We start from the raw sequence: 19,979 nt of genomic DNA on the forward strand, positions 1-19,979 counted from the left end.
GTTTCGGCTTCTATCCGGCATCTATAAATCATGCACATAGTTCAGGATGATTTAAAAAAAAGGACTCAATGACAATGCGCCACAAAACAACTTTTGATACGGCCTCTATTTTATTAACCGGAACATTTCTTCTCTGTATAACGAACATCTATAAAAGCCCCGGCAATGGCAACACGGGCCGGGTATTTAAAGTTAGGCAAAAAATAATTCAGCGTTGTGTTGCAATGTAAGCCGCTTCCTGTACTTATCAAGAAAAAGCTGTTTACCCAATGGTATAAGACGGGGTAACGGAAAAATTATGCGGGCGTGGCCGCCTTTTGTACTGAAATATTAAATATATTAGTATTTTTACATATAAAGCTATCAGTTATGAGAATAATCTATCTACCATTTTTGCTCATGTTGTTTACTGCCACGGCCTGTTCTAAAAAAGAAAAGGAACCTCTGGCTCCGGTTGAAGATACCACAATACAAAACCCTCCTTCAATCAATAACAGCGGCAGCAACAGCAATAACAATAACAAAATACTGGCGGGTAATTGGGATTGGCTGCTGAGCTATATTGATCATTCACCTTTTATTTTTACGCCGGAAAACACCTTCGGTACCAGGAAAAAAATGACGTTCTATGACGACTTCCGCTACAAATCCGTTACATATGGATCATCCGTCAATCCATCCTCTGCGGATTCCGGAACGTACCGGATTGTTGATACCCTTATTCGCGGCAAACAGGTCGTTGGTGTCTATTTTAATGAATCGCTTCAAAGATATAAGATCTTTCACCAGATTGATTTAACAGCGAACGGGGATTCCCTGTATTTGTTTGTTGAAGGTAACGGAGGCGATCGCTACAAAAGGGCTCAGTAAACACTGGCAGGTTCTTACAGCGCAACAGCCCTAACTTTAACAATACTTACTTAACCGCACCTTCCGGTTATGCGACCGTTTTTTTATTCTCTGACTTAGAGCTGTCGACCCCCCGCGGGAACATAATTGCCAGCAATACGAAGATCAGCAGGAAGTTAAACTCCATGCCATTTCGCCCACCGCCTACCACAAACCACCCTTCTTTATAATGTACCATGATGATACCCATGATCAATATAAAAATGGTTACACCACCGGCAATGCGGATCCATTTATTGGCAAGCAGGCATACGGCGGCCCCGATATGGGATAGTTTAATAAGCCAGGCAAGGGGTACGCCGCAGGGCGACCAGCCGCTTTCATTTAAATAAGATCCAAATCCAGTAACGCCACCATCGAACATGCCCGGCACACTGTGCACGAGTAAAATAATGGATACGGCAAACCGCAGCAGAAAGGTATTGCTTAGCATTTTTATGGTTTTTAAGAGGTAATATATTGTATTTCGTGGTCTTATTTACACTCCGGACTGCCACTCCGTAGCATATCATAAGAGACCCTTCCACTCCTTCCGCTTTCAGCGGAATGCGGTCAGGGTGACGAAAGAATATTATGTCATAGACACATTGATGTTACAACATAAATTAAAAACTCAAGGGGAAGGGGAGACTTGGGGGACTTGGCCTTAATGAGCAGCCACGAAGATGAACAATTACTCCCTGTCTCTTCAGTCGCCCGATCCCCGGTAGGTAATTTGCCGTCCTGTATTGAGGTGCTGAAGTGAGTGATCCGCCACGGCGGACAAGCTACAACGAAGCTGCCATAAGCGCTGAAGCCAGGCCAATAAAGATCAAAAAAGTTTTAATTCCTATTTTCCAATCAGCCTTCTACCGCTTCATCTCCTCCAGCTCTTTCTGCATTTTAAACATCTCATCTCTTAACCGTGCGGCTTCCATAAAGTCGAGGTCCTTGGCGGCTTTTTCCATTTCCTTCTTCACCCGGGCTACGGCCTTTTCCATTTGCGGGATGGTCTTATATTCTGCCGGGTCTTCAGCTGCTACGGTGATCATGTCCTGGTCGAAGCTGATGGCATATTTATCCTTTTCATCAAAGCCTTTGATATCCAGCACCGAGGTTTGTTTGAACACCTGCTCTTTTGATTTCTTTACGGTGCGGGGGGTAATATTGTGCTCAATATTATACTCGATCTGCTTTTCCCTTCTCCGCATCGTTTCATCGATGGTGCGCTGCATGCTGCCGGTCATTACATCGGCATAAAAGATCACGCGACCATCTACGTTCCGCGCGGCGCGGCCTGCGGTCTGCGTCAGTGATTTTTCATTTCTTAAAAAGCCTTCCTTATCCGCATCCAGGATCGCTACCAGGCTTACTTCCGGAAGATCCAGGCCTTCTCTTAAAAGGTTTACCCCCACCAGTACATCAATTTCGCCCAAACGTAACTGGCGCAGGATCTCCACCCGGTCCAGCGTATCCACCTCGCTGTGGATGTACTTGGACTTGATGTTGATTCGGTGCAGGTATTTATCCATTTCCTCCGCCATGCGCTTGGTAAGGGTAGTCACCAGTACGCGATCGCCTTTCTTAACCGTTTTATCGATTTCATCCAGCAGGTCATCGATCTGGTTGATGCTGGGCCGCACTTCAATGGGCGGATCCAGCAGGCCGGTTGGACGCACCACCTGTTCCACGATCACCCCGCCGGTCTTTTCCAGTTCGTATTTATCCGGCGTGGCCGAAACAAAGACCATCTGGTTTTGCAGGTTCTCAAATTCATGAAAATTCAGCGGACGGTTATCCATGGCCGAAGGCAGGCGGAACCCGTAATCTACCAGGATCAGCTTCCGGCTGCGGTCGCCCCCATACATCCCGCTGATCTGCGGCATGGTCTGGTGACTTTCATCAATAATGGTAATATAGTCCTTCGGAAAATAATCCAGCAGGCAGAAAGGTCTTGTACCCGGGTTACGCCGGTCGAAGAAGCGGGAATAGTTCTCCACGCCATTACAATAACCCAGCTCCCGGATCATCTCCACATCATATTCCACGCGCTCCTTCAGGCGCTGCGCCTCGATCAGTTTATTCTGTTGTTTAAAATATTCCACCTGGGCCGTCATCTCGTCCTGTATCTCAAACAGCACCTGGTTGATCATATCCTTGGGGGCTACATAGAGATTGGCCGGGAAGATGGCCGCATTCTCCATCTTGGCGATGCGTTTGCCGGTATTGACATCAATGCTCTCGATCTGTTCGATCTCATCTCCAAAGAAGGTCACCCGGTAACCAAAGTCGAGGTAGGGCAGGTTGATATCCACCGTATCCCCTTTCACGCGAAAACTACCCCGGGTAAAATCCAGCGTGGTACGGGTGTATAATGAATTCACCAGCGCGTGCAAAAAACCCTGGCGGGAAAGGGTTTGCCCCTTGTCGATCCGGATGATCCCGTTCTCATAATCCGTGGGGTTACCCATACCATAAATGCAACTTACGGATGCTACTACGATGATGTCCCGGCGACCGCTGAGCAAACTGGTGGTGGCCCGCAGGCGGAGTTTATCCAGCTCTTCGTTGATGGCCAGATCCTTTTCAATATAGGTATCACTCACCGGCATATAGGCTTCGGGCTGGTAATAATCGTAATAGGATACAAAATATTCCACCGCATTATCCGGGAAGAACTGGCGGAACTCACCATACAGCTGGGCTACCAGGGTTTTGTTATGGGTGATGATGAGCGTGGGCCGCTGTACATTCTGGATCACATTGGCCATGGTATAGGTTTTACCGCTACCGGTAACACCCAGTAAGGTCTGATAGGGTTCCCCTGCCAGGAGCCCCTCCGTTAACTGGCGGATGGCTTCCGGCTGATCACCGGCGGGCGGGAAGGGGATATTTAGGTTGAAAGGCATGTAGAATTGAGATTTGAGATTCGAGACTTGAGATTCGAGATTCGATCTCTTTAAGGACACAAGTTAAAAAAATAACGCTTTTTAAAATGCTTCATGTAAAAAACCAGTTATTTAACATATCCGAAATCGTATTGTTGCCAAAACACCGCAACCAATAGCACATTGCAATTTTCGGGTGACAGGGAGACCTGGGGGACGATGATTGTCGCATGAGTCGCATTGTCTCCTAGTAGACAAACCCCACATCAGCTATATGCTGCCTTCCGGCAATTTCCGTTTCAGATACGTCGAATAATCTGTTTGTAATGCCTTGTATTCCTGTATCATAAACGGAGCTGCAAACATAAAATCGGCAGTGGCGGCATTACAGGCTACAGGCAGGTTGTAAGTGGCCGATAACCGCAGCAGGGCCTTTACATCCGGGTCGTGGGGCTGGGCTTCCATGGGATCCCAGAAAAAGATCAGGATGTCCAGCTTATCCTCGGCAATCATAGCGCCGATCTGCTGATCACCACCCAGCGGACCGCTGAGCAGTTTTTGAATAGGCAATTGCAGGGCCTGCTCCAGGATGGTACCGGTTGTTCCGGTAGCAAATAAGGTATGAGCGGCCAGTTTTTCTTTATTCGTTATCACCCAGTGTAGTAACTCATCTTTTTTATGATCATGCGCCACCAGCGCAATCCGCTTCCGGGCTCCCAGTATCCGTTCCATTGTCGTATTTTAAGGATCTAAAGATAGATAAACCGGGTGCATAAAACTTTTTCGCATTTCTATATTTTTTTACCGCAGGAGAACCTTTGGAGGAGGCTTGTTTTAGTGCAGACCGATCCTGCTCTTTGTAGTTTTATTTACCGCGAAGGGCGCAAGGTTTTCGCGAGGTTCGCAAGGTTTTTTGTAAGGGTCGCGGAGCTATTCATTAACGATCCCATTGCGCCTTCGCAGATCCTTCGCGGTAAAATGTAACCGCAAAGCGCAAAGAAGCCGTGAAGGACGCCCCGTAGTCGCAAAAAATTTTTATGCCCCCGATAAACCTTCTATTTCGCCCGCCAAAGCCCGATTGGTTAAAAACTCATAATTTTAGCCCATAAAATGTAAACCATGCGCGTACCTTTTTATCCGATTGCAGCCATCCTGGCGCTTTTATTCCTGGCTTCCTGCAGCAGTACCAATCCCCGGTATATTCATAACCCTGCCGTTTACAATGCTTCATTTTTCCGCCAGCAGGGCGATTTTAAACTGAGCGGTGCCTTTGCAGCCAACCCTAATAACCTTTTCAGTAATGTGGATCTTGACAGCAGCAGCAAGGATAAAATGGATAAAAATCTTGGTTTTGATGTACAGGCGGCCGTTGCCGTTACCGATCATTTTATGATCCAGGTGGCCGGCATGCGCCGGTTTGAGAAAGACCGTTTCAATGATGATGATCTTTTAGATGCAAACGGATCCAGCAAAATAAACTATACCCGCTCCATGATCGACGTGGGCGCCGGTTTTTATACCGCCATGGGCCCATCGCATAAGGTTTACTTTAACGGGATCTTCGGTGCCGGTTTTGGCGCTTCCAAATCCACCGATAAGGGCAGCCCCACGGAACGCAACCGGTACTACGATTATAATTTCGTAAAATACCATATCACCCCTTCCTTTAATTTCTTTTTTTCCGACAATGCCCGTTTGTCGGTGGCACCACAGTTTTCACTCATGACCACCAACAATATCAGCACCAATTATACGGAGGATGAACAGGCCCGCGTAGGGTACAATACCCTGCCCAATAAAAACAAAGTGTTTTTTGAGCCCAGCCTGCTTTTCCAGGCGGGATTCCCCAATGTTACCTGGATGAAATTTGATGTGGGTATGAACTTTGCCACCAACCCGCTCAGCTCCAAATCCAATGAAGACGCGCCGCCTACGGTGTATGAAAACAGGGATCTACGCTCCCGGAAGTTCCTGTTGTCGCTGGGATTATCGTTTTACCCGTTCGAGGGACGGAAGTAGATATAAAAGCTGCAGATGCGCTGATTTTTATACCCGATGGCTTGGCTGCTAAATACATTCCAATTTGCGAATCAGCGGCATCTCCAATATTTCTCCAACGGTCGCCGCAGATGCGCGGATTTTTATATCAGATGACTTAGCCATTAAGCGCATTCCAATAATCTGCGAATCTGCGGCAGTCTTTATACGCCCTGAATCAACTAAATTTGCAGCCCACCGCCTTAATTACGGTGATTTTTATATGATGACCAGTACCGAGATCCGGCAGGCTTTTTTAGATTTTTTTAAAAGTAAAGGGCATGAAATCGTACCCTCTGCTCCTATTGTAGTAAAGAATGATCCTACCCTGATGTTTACCAACGCGGGGATGAACCAGTTTAAGGATTATTTCCTTGGGAACAAACAAAGTCCGTTTCCGAGGGTTGCGGATACCCAGAAATGCCTGCGTGTGAGCGGTAAACACAACGACCTGGAGGAAGTGGGGGTAGATACCTACCACCATACCATGTTTGAGATGCTGGGCAACTGGAGCTTTGGCGATTACTTTAAAAAAGAAGCTATTGCCTGGAGCTGGGAACTGCTGACCGAAGTATTGAACATACCAAAAGACCGTTTATATGTCTCCGTTTTTGAGGGCGATGAAAAAGAAGGACTGCCTTATGATGAAGAAGCCGCAACGGAATGGAAAAAATGGATCAGCGAAGACCGCATTATCCGAGGAAAGAAAAAAGATAATTTCTGGGAAATGGGCGATACCGGTCCCTGCGGCCCCTGTTCGGAGATCCATGTGGATTGCCGGCCGGACGAAGAACGGCAGCAGGTGGATGGCAAGACTCTGGTGAATGCCGACCATCCCCAGGTGATCGAGATCTGGAACAATGTATTCATCCAGTTCAACCGCCTGAAGGACGGAAGCCTGCAACCCCTGCCCGCCAAACATGTGGATACCGGTATGGGCTTTGAGCGCCTGGTACGGGTACTTCAGCAAAAAACATCTAACTATGATACCGATGTTTTCAGCGGCACCATTGCAGCCATTGAAACGATCACCGGTAAAAAATATGATTTCAGCGACAGCCGGGAGGCCATTGCATTCCGGGTACTTTCAGATCATATCCGGGCCATCAGCTTTACCATTGCCGACGGGCAACTGCCGGCCAGCACAGGTGCAGGTTATGTGATCCGCCGGATCCTGCGCCGGGCCGTACGTTATTATTACTCCTACCTGGATTATAAACAGCCGCTGCTGAACCAGCTGGTTGCTGTCATTGCGAACCAGTTTGAACATGTGTTTCCGGAACTCAAGCAGCAGGAAGCATTTGTGACCAAGGTCATTAAAGAAGAGGAAGATTCCTTCCTGCGTACCCTGGAGAAAGGACTGAAACGCATGGATGAGTTGATGAACCCTATTCGCGGAAAATCTGCAGGAACGATCGCCGGTAAGGACGCTTTTGAACTCTATGATACCTACGGTTTCCCGATTGACTTAACGCGCCTCATCGCCTCGGAAAATAATATCACCATTGATGAAGCCGGTTTTGAAGCCGAGATGCAACAGCAAAAAAACCGCAGCCGTGCCGCCACAGCGGTGGATACGGAAGACTGGCAGCTGGTGCATGAGGAAGTGCCGGTGACCTTTGTGGGCTACGAAGATTTGAATGTTCCTACCCGGGTGACCAAATACCGGAGGGTAAAAGCCAAAAATAAAGAACAATATCAGCTGGTGCTGGAAACCACTCCCTTCTATGCCGAAAGTGGCGGACAGGTGGGCGATACCGGCAGTCTGCAGTTTGGCGATGAAGTGATCCCGGTTACAGATACCAAAAAGGAGAATGACCTGATCATCCAGTTTGTTGATAAACTGCCTGCTACTATCAGCGGGGAAACCACCGCTATTGTAGATTTTGAAAAGCGGTTGAATACCACGTATAATCATACGGCCACCCACCTGTTGCATGCCGCATTAAAACAGGTACTGGGCGCGCATGTGAACCAGAAAGGTTCGCTGGTTTCACCGGATGTATTGCGTTTTGATGTATCGCATTTTGCCAAAATTACCGACGAAGAGATCCGCCAGGTGGAAATGATCGTGAATGAAAAGATCCGGGCAAACGTCCCGGTGGTCATTAAGGAAATGCCCAAGGAGGAAGCCCTTAAACTGGGCGCCATGGCACTTTTCGGTGAAAAATATGGAGATACGGTACGCGTGGTGACCATCGACCCCAATTTCTCTGTGGAGCTTTGCGGGGGCACCCATGTACCGCAAACGGGCATGATCGGCTTGTTCCTGATCACTTCGGAATCTGCCGTGGCAGCGGGTGTACGCCGGATCGAAGCATTGACCGGTCCTGCAGCCTTCCGCTACCTGAGTGAAAAAGTAGCCGAATACAAACAGGTGGGCGAATTGCTGAAAGCCGCCAATCCTTTAAAAGCGATCGAAAAATTAATCACCGATAAGGCCGCACTGGAAAAGAAAGTGGAGCGACTGGAAGCCAAAGAGCTGGTAGGCATCCGCAACAGTCTCCTGCAAAAAGATGAAATCATCAACCAGGTGAATTTTATCGGCGATATCGTGGAAGTGAGCAACCCGGACGCATTAAAGAAACTCTGCGGCGATCTGAAGAATCACCTGCGCGATTTTGTGGTGGTGCTCTGTGCCAATATCGGGGGCAAAGCCTCCGTAGCCGTTGCCATTGCCGACACGGTGGTAGCCGCAAAAGGCCTGGATGCAGGACAGATCATCAAACAACAGGTAGCACCCATTATCAAAGGCGGTGGCGGCGGACAAAAAACCCTGGCTACGGCGGGCGGACAGGAAGCGGGTAACCTGGATCAGGTGATCCATGCGGTGAAAGCATTGCTTTGATGCCTTGCTATTAAATTATAGCAAAAGTCCGGTAAAAGGGTTTGTTCGCTATTATTCTGATTAAAATTGCCGCGGATGCACAGATTGATAGCAATCTGCGCATCCGCGGCTAAAATTTTTAAGCCCCCACCGACCTGTAACAATAAAAAAATCCCCGATTTGCTATATTTGGAATATGTCTCTATTCCGGCTCATTCCAGACAGACCCGATGTGGTACAGGACCAGAACCGGCCTGATGAAAAAGGAACCTTCCGGGAATGGCTCTATATCACCATTTTCCAGGCTACCACTACGGCCGGGAAGATCTTTGATATCGGACTGTTTATGCTCATTCTTTCCAATATTGCCCTTTTAATGCTGGAAAGCGTGGAGTCCCTTGCGGTAAAACACGCAACACTTTTCAGGATACTGGATTATTTTTTCCTGGTGTTGTTCTCCATCGAATACCTGCTGCGGCTTTATTGTGTACGCTCCGCAAAACGGTATGCCACCAGCTTCTATGGTATCATCGACCTGCTGGCCATTCTGCCTTCTTATATGGAGTTCTTCTACCCGCAATGGCATGTGTTCATGATCGTGCGCAGCTTCCGGCTACTGCGGATCTTCCGCATTTTCCGGATGGTCAGGTTCCTGGATGAAAGCCGGGTGCTGATGTTCGCGCTCATCCGGGGGTTCCGGAAGATCATTGTATTTCTTTTTTTCGTTGTGCTGCTGGCCATCTTCCTCGGCTCCCTGATGTACGTAGTAGAGTTCCAGCATAACCCCGGATTTCATTCCATTCCGCAAAGCATTTACTGGGCCATTGTAACCATTACTACTGTGGGCTATGGAGATGTAGCCCCGGCAACCGCCCTTGGAAAGGTCATTGCCTCTTTTATCATGATCCTGGGCTATTCCATCATTGCCGTTCCCACCGGCATCATGTCGGCCTCCGTGATCCAGGAAGAAAAACGGAACCGGGGAAAACGTTGTCCGCACTGCCATGTGGGCGGACATGGATCGGACGCCCTTTATTGCAGAAATTGTGGGGAGCCTCTTAAAACCGATTGATCCCATGGAACCTGCAATAATCCTGGCGCAGCTAACACCTTTTGGTTGGGCACTCATCGGCGCAATGCTGGCAGCCGTTTTTATCGCTGTTAAATTTATTAAAAGAACCAGTCCCGGTGTTAAACCCGGATGCGCCGGTGTGGCGTATATAGCCACCATCTGTTTTATACTGTTTCTGTTTGTGATTGTTTTTTTGCCGCTTTTGTCCCAGCGTATTTACCAGGGCATTACAGGGACACGGTCTGGCGGCTTTTTAGAATGGATAACGGTGGGTGGTTGTTTTGTAATGGTATTGGGTATGTTTTACATCATGAGCTGGGGCATTGCCTTTGCCCTGGGGCGCAATACCCGGCGGTTTGCAGCCGTGGGCAGGCAGCTCCTGGCCTGGTTCCTCATTCCGATGGCCATGCTCTTTATGTTTTCCGTGCTGTGTTATGCCGTATACCTCCATTTTTCGGGTCAAAAACAGCAACCTTTTTGGGTAATCGCCATTTGCATTTTATTTGCAGTCGCGCTTTTTTTTGGATGTTGGGGATATCTGAAAATGCTTGCCGATCAGCAACGAACCTTGCGGAACAACAAAAACGACCCGCGCGGTAATAAACTTTAACATTTCCGAATGTCTTCGTATTTCTCAAACCTCCTAACTTTGATCTACGAAAGAAAACGTATTTCTGGAAACGGGTTGAACCATAAATTATTAAAAAATGAAGTCGTACTATGTACTTTTTGCGCTGTTGATGCCCGCCCTGGGGTTTGCGCAGAACCGCAATCAAAACAAAGAAGCCGAACAGATCATTATCACTAAAAAGGGCAAAACAGATGATAAGATGACCATTGTCGTAGACGGCGATAAGGTTACCGTAAATGGCGAACCGGTGGATGCCGATAAAGAAGGCAATATCATTGTAAAACGGAAAAAGATTAAGGATCTGGACGTGTACAATGAAGAAGGGCCGTTTGGACGGAGCCGCAGTTTCAGCACTTTTGGGGGCAACAACTGGCAGGAAATGCCCGCACCCAATAAGGCCATGCTGGGTGTACTGACACAGAAAACCGAAGACGGTGTAACAGTGAAGAATGTATCAGAAGAAAGTGCTGCTGATAAAGCAGGTCTGAAAGAAGGCGATATCATCACCGCTATAGACGGACAAGCCATTGAAACCCCTGATGCCCTTTCTGCAGCCATTAAAGATAAAAAACCGGGCGATAAGGTTTCCATCGCCTACAAAAGAGATAACAAAACCTACACAACCCAGGCAACCCTTTCCAAATGGAAGGCCCCTGCCACCCTGGGATTCAACCGTGACAGTGCGGAGTCTTTTCCGGCGCCCGATATCGATTTTAATGATCTGATGCGTCAGCTGCCCAACCAGAATGGCGGAAGCCGTAATTTCCGGTTCTATGGCAATCCTGGCTTTGAAACGAACAGTCCCAAAATCGGTATCCGCATCCAGGACCTGGATAAAGGTGATGGCGTGAAGATCCTCGACGTGGATAAGGGCTCCGATGCCGATAAAGCAGGTTTAAGAAGCGGCGATATCGTAAAAGAGATCAACGGTCAGCCCGCCAACGGTACCGATCAGGCCACCCGGCTGATCCGCAGCAACCGCAAACCGTCGCTGGACTTTAAGATCACCCGGAACGGGAAAAGTCAATCGATCACCGTAACCCAGTCTGCCCGTATAAAAACCGCAGATCTGTAAATTTTTCAACCTTTTTTTTCCGGAAGCGTTATAACCATAGCATATCTCTATATGCTGATAGTTTTTAAGTTTTCGTGATTTAGGGTTTAAAGGCCGCCCCGGTTGAATCGTGGCGGCTTTTTTAATGCCCGGGAAAACCAATCTCCTTGCGTATCTTCGCGAACCTGAACAATTGATACGGAACACATGGAATGGAGTGAAAAATATGAAATTGTGATCGGCCTGGAAGTGCATGCCCAGCTGCTGACGGAAAGCAAACTTTTTTGCGGAGACAGCATTGCATTTGGCGCGGCACCCAATTCCCATGTAAGCCCCATCACCCTGGCGCACCCCGGCAGTTTACCTAAAATGAACCGAAAAGCGATTGAATATGCGGTGAAACTGGGACTGGCCTGTCATTGCGAAATTGAGCAAAAGAACTACTTTGCCCGGAAGAACTATTTTTACCCCGATCTGCCGAAAGGCTACCAGATTTCGCAGCACACCACCCCTATTTGCAAAAACGGGCATGTGACCATTAAAACGGCTGCCGGAACCCGGGATGTCCGGCTCAACCGGATCCACATGGAAGAGGATGCGGGAAAAAGCATTCATGATGTAGATCCTTATAATACGGCTGTAGATTACAACCGTGCAGGAACCCCCCTGGTAGAGATCGTAACAGAGCCGGACCTCCGCAGCAGTGAGGAAGCCTTCGCCTATGTATCAGAACTGCGCAAACTGGTGCGCTACCTGGAGGTATGCGACGGCAATATGGAAGAGGGCAGCATGCGCTGCGACGCCAATATCTCCGTTCGCCTGAGAGGAACTGAAAAGCTGGGCACCAAGGTTGAAGTAAAAAACCTGAACTCCATCCGGAATGTAAAACGGGCCATTGATTTTGAAGCAGAACGCCTGATGGGTTTACTGGAGGCCGGAGAAACCATCCGCCAGCAAACCCGCAGCTTTGATGCCGGAAATGGCACCACCTTCGCTATTCGTGATAAAGAAGATGCAGAAGATTACCGGTATTTCCCGGATCCTGATCTGCCGCCTTTCGATTTGGAAGATGCCTTCATCGACAACATCCGCCAGATGATACCGGCCCTGCCCGCCGAACGCATTCACCGGTATACAACCGAATATCAGCTGCCCGAATATGATGCGCAGGTCATTACCGAAGAACGGGATAGCGCCGATTATTTTGAAACCATCCTGCAGCATACAAAAAATTATAAAGCAGCCGCCAACTGGATGCTGGGTCCAATAAAGACCTGGCTGAATGAAAACGGCCAGCCGATTGAGACCTTTCCGCTGAAACCGGCATCGATAGCAGCGCTGATCCAGTGCGTAGATTCCGGAAAAGTGAGCTTTTCCATTGCCTCCACAAGACTGTTCCTGCTGTTATTACAACATCCGGAAGAACAGCCCCTGGCGCTGGCAGAGAAAAACAACCTGATCCAGCAATCGGATGCAGCAGACCTGGAGCCGGTGATTGATGCCGTGCTGGAAAAGCTGGCACCCAAGGTTGCAGAATACAAAAAAGGAAAGAAAGGCCTACTGGCACTGTTTGTAGGGGAGGTAATGAAACAAACAAAAGGCAAGGCAGACCCGAAAAAGACCAACGAGATATTGTTGAAGAAATTACAATAAGCACATAGGACCTGTAAGGTTTTGCGCCGGCACAACAGGCCCGAACCTTACAGGTCTGTTTTTGAAAATTCAAAAAAATGAAACAGTTCATCGCCATTGCATTCCTGGCAATCATTTTTGCAGGATGTAAACAGGACCATAAAAAAAACTTTATCATCAACGGAAGCGTTGCTAATACCCAGGCAAAAAAAGTATACCTGGAAGAGGTACCCGTAGCTTCCATGCAACCGGTGATCGTAGACTCCGCCGATATCCTCACCGGAAAATTCACGCTTAAAACCGAGGCGCTGGAAGATGCCGTGTACAACATCCGGCTGGATGCCCTGGAGTTTCCGGTAGCATCCGTTATTAACGACGCTCCGGAGGTTGATCTCAGCATTACGATGAGCACCCGCAACCCCCAGATGCCTGAAAAATTTGAAGTAAAAAATTCACCGGCCAGCCAGGCGATGAAGGATTTTATGGTGGCTTTTAATGATAAAATGATCCTGCTGGTTAACAATACGCATAAGCTGGACAGCCTGCGTACTACAAAAGTTGCAGACAGTACCCTTGCCCCGCTGATGCAGACCATCAAACAAGATGGGGTGGCCCTCCGGGAATATGCGCTGGGCGAGATCAAAAAAGGTATTAACCCGGCCCTTTCCATGTTTGAACTGGGCTATTACCAGTCTACGGCTAACGGACAGGGATTGGGCCTGGAGCCGCTGGACAATAAACAGGTGGTTGCCCTGATTGATGATGTAACCAAAAAATTTCCCAATCATATTGCAGTTGCCGGCTTAAAACTCAACCTGCAGCAGGAGATCAAGGCAGCGGAAGACCGTACCTGGGTGGGCAAACAGGCCCCGGATTTTACCCTGCCCGATGTTTCGGGGAAACCGGTAGCACTGAACTCCTTCAGAGGACAGTATGTACTGGTTGATTTTTGGGCCAGCTGGTGCCGCCCCTGTCGCGCTGAAAACCCCAATGTAGTGGCCGTTTTCAATAAATACAAAACCAAAGGATTTACTGTTTTAGGTGTTTCACTGGATGATGATGCCAATGCCTGGAAGAATGCCATTCAAAATGACAAGCTGGCCTGGACCCAGGTAAGCGACCTTAAGAAATGGGAATCGCCCGTAGTGCCGATGTATAAATTCGGAGGGATCCCTTTTAATGTATTGATTGATCCGCAGGGAAAAATCATTGCGGAAGGCTTGCGGGGCATGGACCTGGAAAACAAGCTGACAGCAATCTTTCCCTGATCCTTTTCAGGCGTATAAACAGCTATTTTCGCCCTTTTTATGGAATAAAGATCCAAAAAAGGGCGTTTTTTATGGTTCAGCTTTATATGCAATGGGCCTGGATGCAAAACGATTTCCGATGGTCTTTACAAAATCTTAACCATCCATCTTAATCTAGGTTATTTTCAACCGGTTGTTCCGGTACTAATTTTGTGTTATCAAATCACAAAAACAAATATAACTATGGCTACATGGACAATTGATCCGATGCATTCGGAAATAGGTTTTAAAGTAAGACACCTGGTAATTTCAAACGTATCCGGGAAGTTTAACAGCTTTGAAGGCACCGTTATTGCCGATAAAGAAGATTTCAGCGATGCGCAGGTTACCTTCAGTGCAGATATCGACAGTATCTCAACCGGACCCGCGCAACGTGATGAGCATTTAAAATCCGCTGATTTTTTTGACGCGGCCAACCACCCCAAGTTAACGTTTGAATCAACCGCCATCACTTCAAAAGGCGGCGATGAATTTGAAATGACCGGTGATCTGACCATCCGCGGGGTAAAGAAAAGCGTTACCTTAAATGTGGAACTGGGCGGTATCGGACCCAATGCATACGGACAAACCGTTGCCGGTTTTGAACTGAACGGTAAAATCAACCGTAAGGATTTCGGACTGAACTGGAGCGCTGTTACAGAAGCCGGCGGCATCGTAGTAGCAGATGAAGTAAAATTACACATCAACGCAGAACTGGTAAAACAGGCTTAATCCGTTCTCAAATACGATAGAAAAAGGCGATCCATGCGATCGCTTTTTTTATGGCATCCGTTTCTTTTTACCCGGGAAAGCAGCATATTTGCAGCCGGATGATCACAATTTTAAACACCCTTTTATCGGCAACCGCAGTACCAATCCGGAATCATATTTTGTATAAGCAAATCACGTCGTTTCTTTTATTGCTGCTGATCTTTTGTACGGCATATGGTCAAAGCGGTCATTCATATAAACAGCTGCAGGGCCGGTATGGCGGCACATCTGATGGCATTTACCTGTTTGAAGACAGCACCTTCCTGTTGTATGGCTATGCCACGATGGTCTTTGGAAAATACACCCTCGAAAAAGAACTGCTTTTGTTTTATCCGGATAAGCCGGACCAGGTGTTCTCCGTATATGCCCGCAACGATACGGCCATCAAAGGTATCCGGCTGGCGTTTGGCGGATTTGAGCGGGGCCACACCTTTATCCGGTTTGATGAAGCTCCGGTGAAACGCGTATTTAATGAACATGCCAATTGTTTTTCCGCGCCTTTCGTGTATGATACGGTATATCATCCTCAACAGATCATGCTCAGCCATCAGCTGGATGCACCCTGGCGACTGCCGCAAACCGGAAAAGAGCCCGGTGGTTTTTTACTTCCGGTAAAAGCAAATGATTATATCCTGGTGTACCATCAGCCCGACCGGTACCACGACCCGTTTAGAGGGTGCATTGTTACACAAGAAGGAGTGCTGCTGCTGGCAACCACCCTTACAAGCCGGCAATTTGCAAAACAGGAAGAAGCGCCGGATCAACTGCGTGAAGTAATCCAATTGAAAGCCGATTATAAACAGTCCCGCGGGAGCGAAACCGTTATGTATACCAATGACCGGTACCGGCCGTTTGAGGAACCGGATACCGCTGCATATACGTACGATGCCGCTTCAAACCAATATATCAGCAACCAGGTGTTTGATAAAAAGAAGGATTACAACCGGCACAAAAGCAGCGATTATCATGATGATGGGGTGTTGAGAAAATATACCCGGGTAACGCTGCAGGCCATTGATAAGAACGATGCCGAAGCGCCAACGGATCCCCGTTCTTTATTTTACACCACCTGTGAAGAACCGGAAAAGTCGTACAAATATAAAGGCATACCGGAAATACCCGTTACCGATAAAGCTCCGCTAACTCCTGCCCCTGCGGCGCCGGTATTAACAGATTGAACGTTAAAAATACCGTACAAAAAAATAAAGCACCATTGCCGTAATCAGCAGCCACCAGATGGTGGGATTGCGCAGGCCCCGGTAATATTTTTTCTCCGGCTCTGGTATGCGCAGGCTTTCCCGGGTCCATACCAGGTTGTTTAATTCTGTGGATTTTGATGCCGCGGTAAACAGGCTTACTAAAGCACACAGGATCATACAGGTCCAGAAAACAATACCAGTGCGGTTGAAAAACGGCATTTGCGGAAAACAAAATTCCATCAGCAGCGAAAGCGGGATGGTCAGCAATCCGGCCGCCAGCGCCCCTGCTGCGGTGGTTCGTTTCCAGAAAACGCCCATCAGGAACATGGTTGCAATGCCCGGGGTGAACAGTCCGTAAAGATTCATCAGGTACAGGAATACCGGCTTATCGGAATAACTGATCAAAAGGATCGCGCTGAGAATCCCCAGCAGAATGATGACCACACCCGAGCGTTTGCCAAAACGAACGGCCTGTTCATCGCTCGCTTTTTTGTTGATGAACTGGGTATATACGTCTACCGTTAAAATGGTGGTACAGGAGTTGATGGCCCCCGAAATATGCGACATGATCGCGGAGATCAATCCGGCCATTACCAATCCCACCAAACCCTTTGGTAACAGTGTTTCCACAAGGGTTGCAAACAAAAGATCCGGCTGCTCCAGCTTCGGCAGGAATTTGGGTGCAATCAATGCCGGAACGGTAATGATCAGGGGTACCAGGAATTTGAGATAATCCCCAAAGATAACGCCCATACGCCCGTGCCACTCATTCTTCGCTGCCAGCACCCGCTGTACAATGAACTGGTTGGTGGCACAATAAAAAACGCTGATGCACAACAGGCCACCCAGGTACATCGTCCAGGGAAAATCCGGGTCCGAAGCCGGGTAAAACATTTTCCAGTTTTTTGAAGATTCGGCAATCGCACCGAAACCACCGGCCGCATGAATGGTACTGAAGGTTAAAATGATGCCGCCCAGCACCAGCACCACCAGCTGCACCATTTCGGTCCAGATCACCGCCCGCAGGCCGCCCAGCACGGTATACAATCCCGTTAGCAACGCCATTCCCAAAATACTGTACAGGATGGGGATACCAAATAAGGCATGCAGCGTAAGTCCGCCCAGGTACAATACGGCACCGATCTCCACAAAAACATAGGTAAATAAGATCAGCAGGGCGTACAATACCCGCGTTTTGGTACCGAAGCGCTTTTCCAGGTATTCGGGGGTGGTATAAAAACCGTTCCGCAGGTAAAAAGGCAGAAAGATCCACAACAATGCATTAAAGCCAATGAGGATGGCGCCCCATTCCAGTGTAATGGCCACAAAACCCCGGCTGTAGGCCGTTCCCATGGCGCCTACCAGGTGATGACTGCTGATGTTGGCCGCAATAATACTACCGCCGATCATCCACCAGGGTAGCTTATCCCCCGCCAGGAAATAATCCCGCTTGGTACGCGCACTTCTTCGCGTAGCATACAATCCCAGCGCCACTACGCCAATGATATAAATCCCAAAAATGAGCAGGTCAATCCATTGCAGTTTCATCTGTCAGTATTTTTTCAATTTCCTTCCGCGTTTCTTCGATCAGCAATTCCAGTGCACCGGGCGCATAGGGTGTTTGCCATACGGCATAAATGTCCTTATCATACAGATCCTGCGGAGGCAGGTACCCCACATAGCCGTTGGCAATATTGATACAGATAATGGCGGTACCCGGGAAAAAAGCCCGCAGCTTTTCCTGAAATTCGGAATAGGCCTCATTCGGCTGTGCCACCAATACAGCAGTCCCCAGACGCCAGATCCATACGGGTAGCGTTGCATGACTATTGTTTCCGATCGCGATGCGGGTATTGAGCTTCCGCCACAACCGGTCTTTTAATACCCGGTCTTCACATTGGTGGTATTCCTGCTCTATCAGTTCCGCATCCGGTAATTGTTTGTAGGGCACCCGCACGATCACTTTTCGTAGCCGGAGGCATTCAGACACTTCAACCGGTTTTTCTTTCCAGATCGCCAGCGGTGCGCCCGATACCAGGGCGCTGTCAAAGGTCCAGCTGGTATCTGAGCCCGGATGTGTTTCCAGTGCGGATAATACGGCATAACCCAGTTGCCGGCCATTGGCGTCTACAATCTCCGGATCACTTACATATTGTTTTTTGGGCGCCAGGTCTCCGGATGCACCTTGTAAGAACATACAGGGTACTGATGTATGGGTAGTAACCAGTTCCCGCAGGGCGCCTACAAAATCGGGGGAAAGCAGCCGGTTCTCGTGTGCAAAAGTGGTGGGATGGCAGGCATAATTGGCGAACACAGCTTTTAATTGACCATCCGGGCTTCTTAGTTCACCTACCAGCAGGGTTTGATCTGCTTTTGCTTCCGGGTCATAACCGATCAGGTAATCATTGCCTACTTTCAGATCCCGTTTTGTGGCCAGGTTGCAGCAACCGGTACTCCATACCAATATGTGCTCTTCCATTCCCGCAAGAGCCTCATGGATACAGGTTACCGCAGCTGCCTTTAATGCATCCAGGTAAGGCCGTATGTAAGAGCCGCCCGGCTGCTCCACATCATTGGAGCAAATGCTGGGGCCGGCATGTGTATGCGATAAACAAAAAAGCAATTGTTCCTCCTGCAGGTTAAAATGCTGCAGCAACGCCTGCCGCAGCCGGCGTTCATCTTCCTGGTTTTTCCACCAGCCAAGGTCGGCCGTAAGCAACAGGGCCTGTTGACCGGAGGCTGTTTCAATGGCCAGGCATTGCATCCATAGCGGCCGGTGTACGCCATTCGCATTATCGAAGATGGCTGCCCCCCAGTTGCGTGCATAAATACCCAGCGGTGGCGTAATATCCGCCTGTGCCATACCAAATTTTGCCCGCAGGCGTGCGGTATGATCCATCCGTTCGTTTGTTTTATTCATAACTGTTTATGGCCTGATTAACGAAAGTCCGCCATCCAGTAAAAGCGTGGCACCCGTCAGATGCCGGTTTTCCGGAGCTGTGATCCACAGTACCTGGGCGGCGACTTCACCTGCCTCGATGATTTTTTTTAACGGCACCTGGTTGCGCGCCGATTCCTGCAGATCCGGAGCAGCGCTCCACACCTCCTTACTCAGCCCGGCATTTACATAGCCCGGCGCCAGCTCATTGATGCGGATGCCATAGGGCGCATATTCCAGGGCCATGGATTGACAAAGCATCCGCAGGCCGGCTTTGGATACACTGTAAGCAGGCAGGTTTTTATGTACCGCATGCGCTGCCCAGCTTCCCAGGAATACAATATTGCCGGCCACCTGTGCATCACTAAAATAGCGCGCTGCCCCGTTAGCCAGGTAAAACGCTCCATCCAGGTTTACCTCCAGTTCCCGTTTCCATTCTTCCGGCGTTATGCTCCGGTAATCTTTAAGGGTAACCCTTGCCGCATTTACAATACAATCATCGATCCTGCCAAAACGCTCCAGTACGGCTGCGATCCAGTTTGCCACCGCCGCTGCATCGGAAACATCCACTTTGTGATAATCAACAGTTCCCTGCAGTTCGTTTAAGCGTTGGAGCGCTTTTTCCTGCGGCTCCGTATCGCATAAAGAAACGGTATGCCCTGCGTGCAGGTATGCTGTTGCAATGGCCATTCCGATATCGCCCAGTCCTCCGCTGATGAGAACCACTTTTTCGTTTAACTGCTGCATGCTTTTAAA

At 48.7% G+C, this 19,979-nt stretch carries 16 protein-coding genes; 10 read left to right on the top strand and 6 right to left on the bottom strand.

The window, feature by feature from the left end:
* The first annotated feature begins 306 nt into the window (after positions 1-306).
* A complete protein-coding gene (locus tag LQ567_RS14560) occupies positions 307-870 on the top strand; it encodes a hypothetical protein (protein WP_231005254.1) in 564 nt (187 codons plus the stop codon).
* Positions 871-937: 67 nt separating this feature from the next.
* On the opposite strand, the gene LQ567_RS14565 is transcribed toward LQ567_RS14560, so the two are convergent.
* From LQ567_RS14565 to LQ567_RS14575, 3 genes are all read right to left on the bottom strand, one after another.
* On the bottom strand, positions 938-1,342 hold the full coding sequence (locus LQ567_RS14565) for a DoxX family protein (protein WP_231005255.1): 405 nt from the start codon (positions 1,340-1,342) through the stop codon (positions 938-940).
* Positions 1,343-1,757: 415 nt separating this feature from the next.
* Positions 1,758-3,797, bottom strand: a complete 2,040-nt coding sequence (gene uvrB / locus LQ567_RS14570; RefSeq protein ID WP_231005256.1) for an excinuclease ABC subunit UvrB — start codon at positions 3,795-3,797, stop codon at positions 1,758-1,760.
* Positions 3,798-4,046: 249 nt separating this feature from the next.
* Positions 4,047-4,508 (bottom strand): methylglyoxal synthase, encoded by a 462-nt coding sequence (locus LQ567_RS14575; RefSeq protein WP_231005257.1) that lies wholly within the window; start codon positions 4,506-4,508, stop codon positions 4,047-4,049.
* 387 nt (positions 4,509-4,895) lie between these two features.
* Between LQ567_RS14575 and LQ567_RS14580 the strand changes: the two genes are divergently transcribed.
* The 9 genes from LQ567_RS14580 (at position 4,896) to LQ567_RS14620 (ending at position 16,264) form a co-directional block, all read left to right on the top strand.
* Entirely contained in the window at positions 4,896-5,795 is a 900-nt protein-coding gene (locus LQ567_RS14580) for a hypothetical protein (protein WP_231005258.1), read from the top strand.
* Positions 5,796-6,036: 241 nt separating this feature from the next.
* Complete coding sequence (alaS, locus tag LQ567_RS14585) at positions 6,037-8,661, top strand: alanine--tRNA ligase (RefSeq protein WP_231005259.1); 2,625 nt, start codon at positions 6,037-6,039, stop codon at positions 8,659-8,661.
* A 175-nt stretch (positions 8,662-8,836) separates the two neighbouring features.
* Positions 8,837-9,712: an ion transporter gene (locus LQ567_RS14590; RefSeq protein ID WP_231005260.1), complete on the top strand. Its 876-nt coding sequence runs from the start codon at positions 8,837-8,839 to the stop codon at positions 9,710-9,712.
* 4 nt (positions 9,713-9,716) lie between these two features.
* Positions 9,717-10,322: a hypothetical protein gene (locus tag LQ567_RS14595; protein WP_231005261.1), complete on the top strand. Its 606-nt coding sequence runs from the start codon at positions 9,717-9,719 to the stop codon at positions 10,320-10,322.
* Positions 10,323-10,419: 97 nt separating this feature from the next.
* Positions 10,420-11,418 (top strand): PDZ domain-containing protein, encoded by a 999-nt coding sequence (locus tag LQ567_RS14600; RefSeq protein WP_231005262.1) that lies wholly within the window; start codon positions 10,420-10,422, stop codon positions 11,416-11,418.
* A 186-nt stretch (positions 11,419-11,604) separates the two neighbouring features.
* Positions 11,605-13,050 carry an Asp-tRNA(Asn)/Glu-tRNA(Gln) amidotransferase subunit GatB gene (gatB, locus tag LQ567_RS14605; RefSeq protein WP_231005263.1) on the top strand — a complete coding sequence of 482 codons (1,446 nt, stop codon included), beginning with the start codon at positions 11,605-11,607 and terminating at the stop codon, positions 13,048-13,050.
* A 77-nt stretch (positions 13,051-13,127) separates the two neighbouring features.
* On the top strand, positions 13,128-14,297 hold the full coding sequence (locus LQ567_RS14610; protein ID WP_231005264.1) for a TlpA disulfide reductase family protein: 1,170 nt from the start codon (positions 13,128-13,130) through the stop codon (positions 14,295-14,297).
* A gap of 222 nt (positions 14,298-14,519) precedes the next feature.
* A complete protein-coding gene (locus LQ567_RS14615; RefSeq protein WP_231005265.1) occupies positions 14,520-15,047 on the top strand; it encodes a YceI family protein in 528 nt (175 codons plus the stop codon).
* A gap of 98 nt (positions 15,048-15,145) precedes the next feature.
* Positions 15,146-16,264: a hypothetical protein gene (locus tag LQ567_RS14620; protein ID WP_231005266.1), complete on the top strand. Its 1,119-nt coding sequence runs from the start codon at positions 15,146-15,148 to the stop codon at positions 16,262-16,264.
* Between the two features lie 3 nt (positions 16,265-16,267).
* Here LQ567_RS14620 and LQ567_RS14625 read toward each other — a convergent pair whose 3' ends face one another.
* Genes LQ567_RS14625 through LQ567_RS14635 form a run of 3 tightly spaced genes read right to left on the bottom strand, consistent with a single transcriptional unit; the run spans position 16,268 to position 19,970 of the window.
* Complete coding sequence (locus LQ567_RS14625) at positions 16,268-17,833, bottom strand: SLC5 family protein (protein ID WP_231005267.1); 1,566 nt, start codon at positions 17,831-17,833, stop codon at positions 16,268-16,270.
* Positions 17,814-19,205, bottom strand: a complete 1,392-nt coding sequence (locus LQ567_RS14630) for a hypothetical protein (RefSeq protein WP_231005268.1) — start codon at positions 19,203-19,205, stop codon at positions 17,814-17,816. The genes LQ567_RS14625 and LQ567_RS14630 overlap by 20 nt, the downstream gene beginning before the upstream one ends.
* 6 nt (positions 19,206-19,211) lie before the next feature.
* The gene (locus LQ567_RS14635; protein ID WP_231005269.1) at positions 19,212-19,970 is read right to left on the bottom strand and encodes an SDR family NAD(P)-dependent oxidoreductase; all 759 of its coding nucleotides are present in this window, start codon (positions 19,968-19,970) and stop codon (positions 19,212-19,214) included.
* Between the last annotated feature and the right edge of the window lie 9 nt (positions 19,971-19,979).

The sequence above is a fragment of the Niabella pedocola genome, assembly GCF_021044425.1.
Classification (GTDB): domain Bacteria; phylum Bacteroidota; class Bacteroidia; order Chitinophagales; family Chitinophagaceae; genus Niabella; species Niabella pedocola.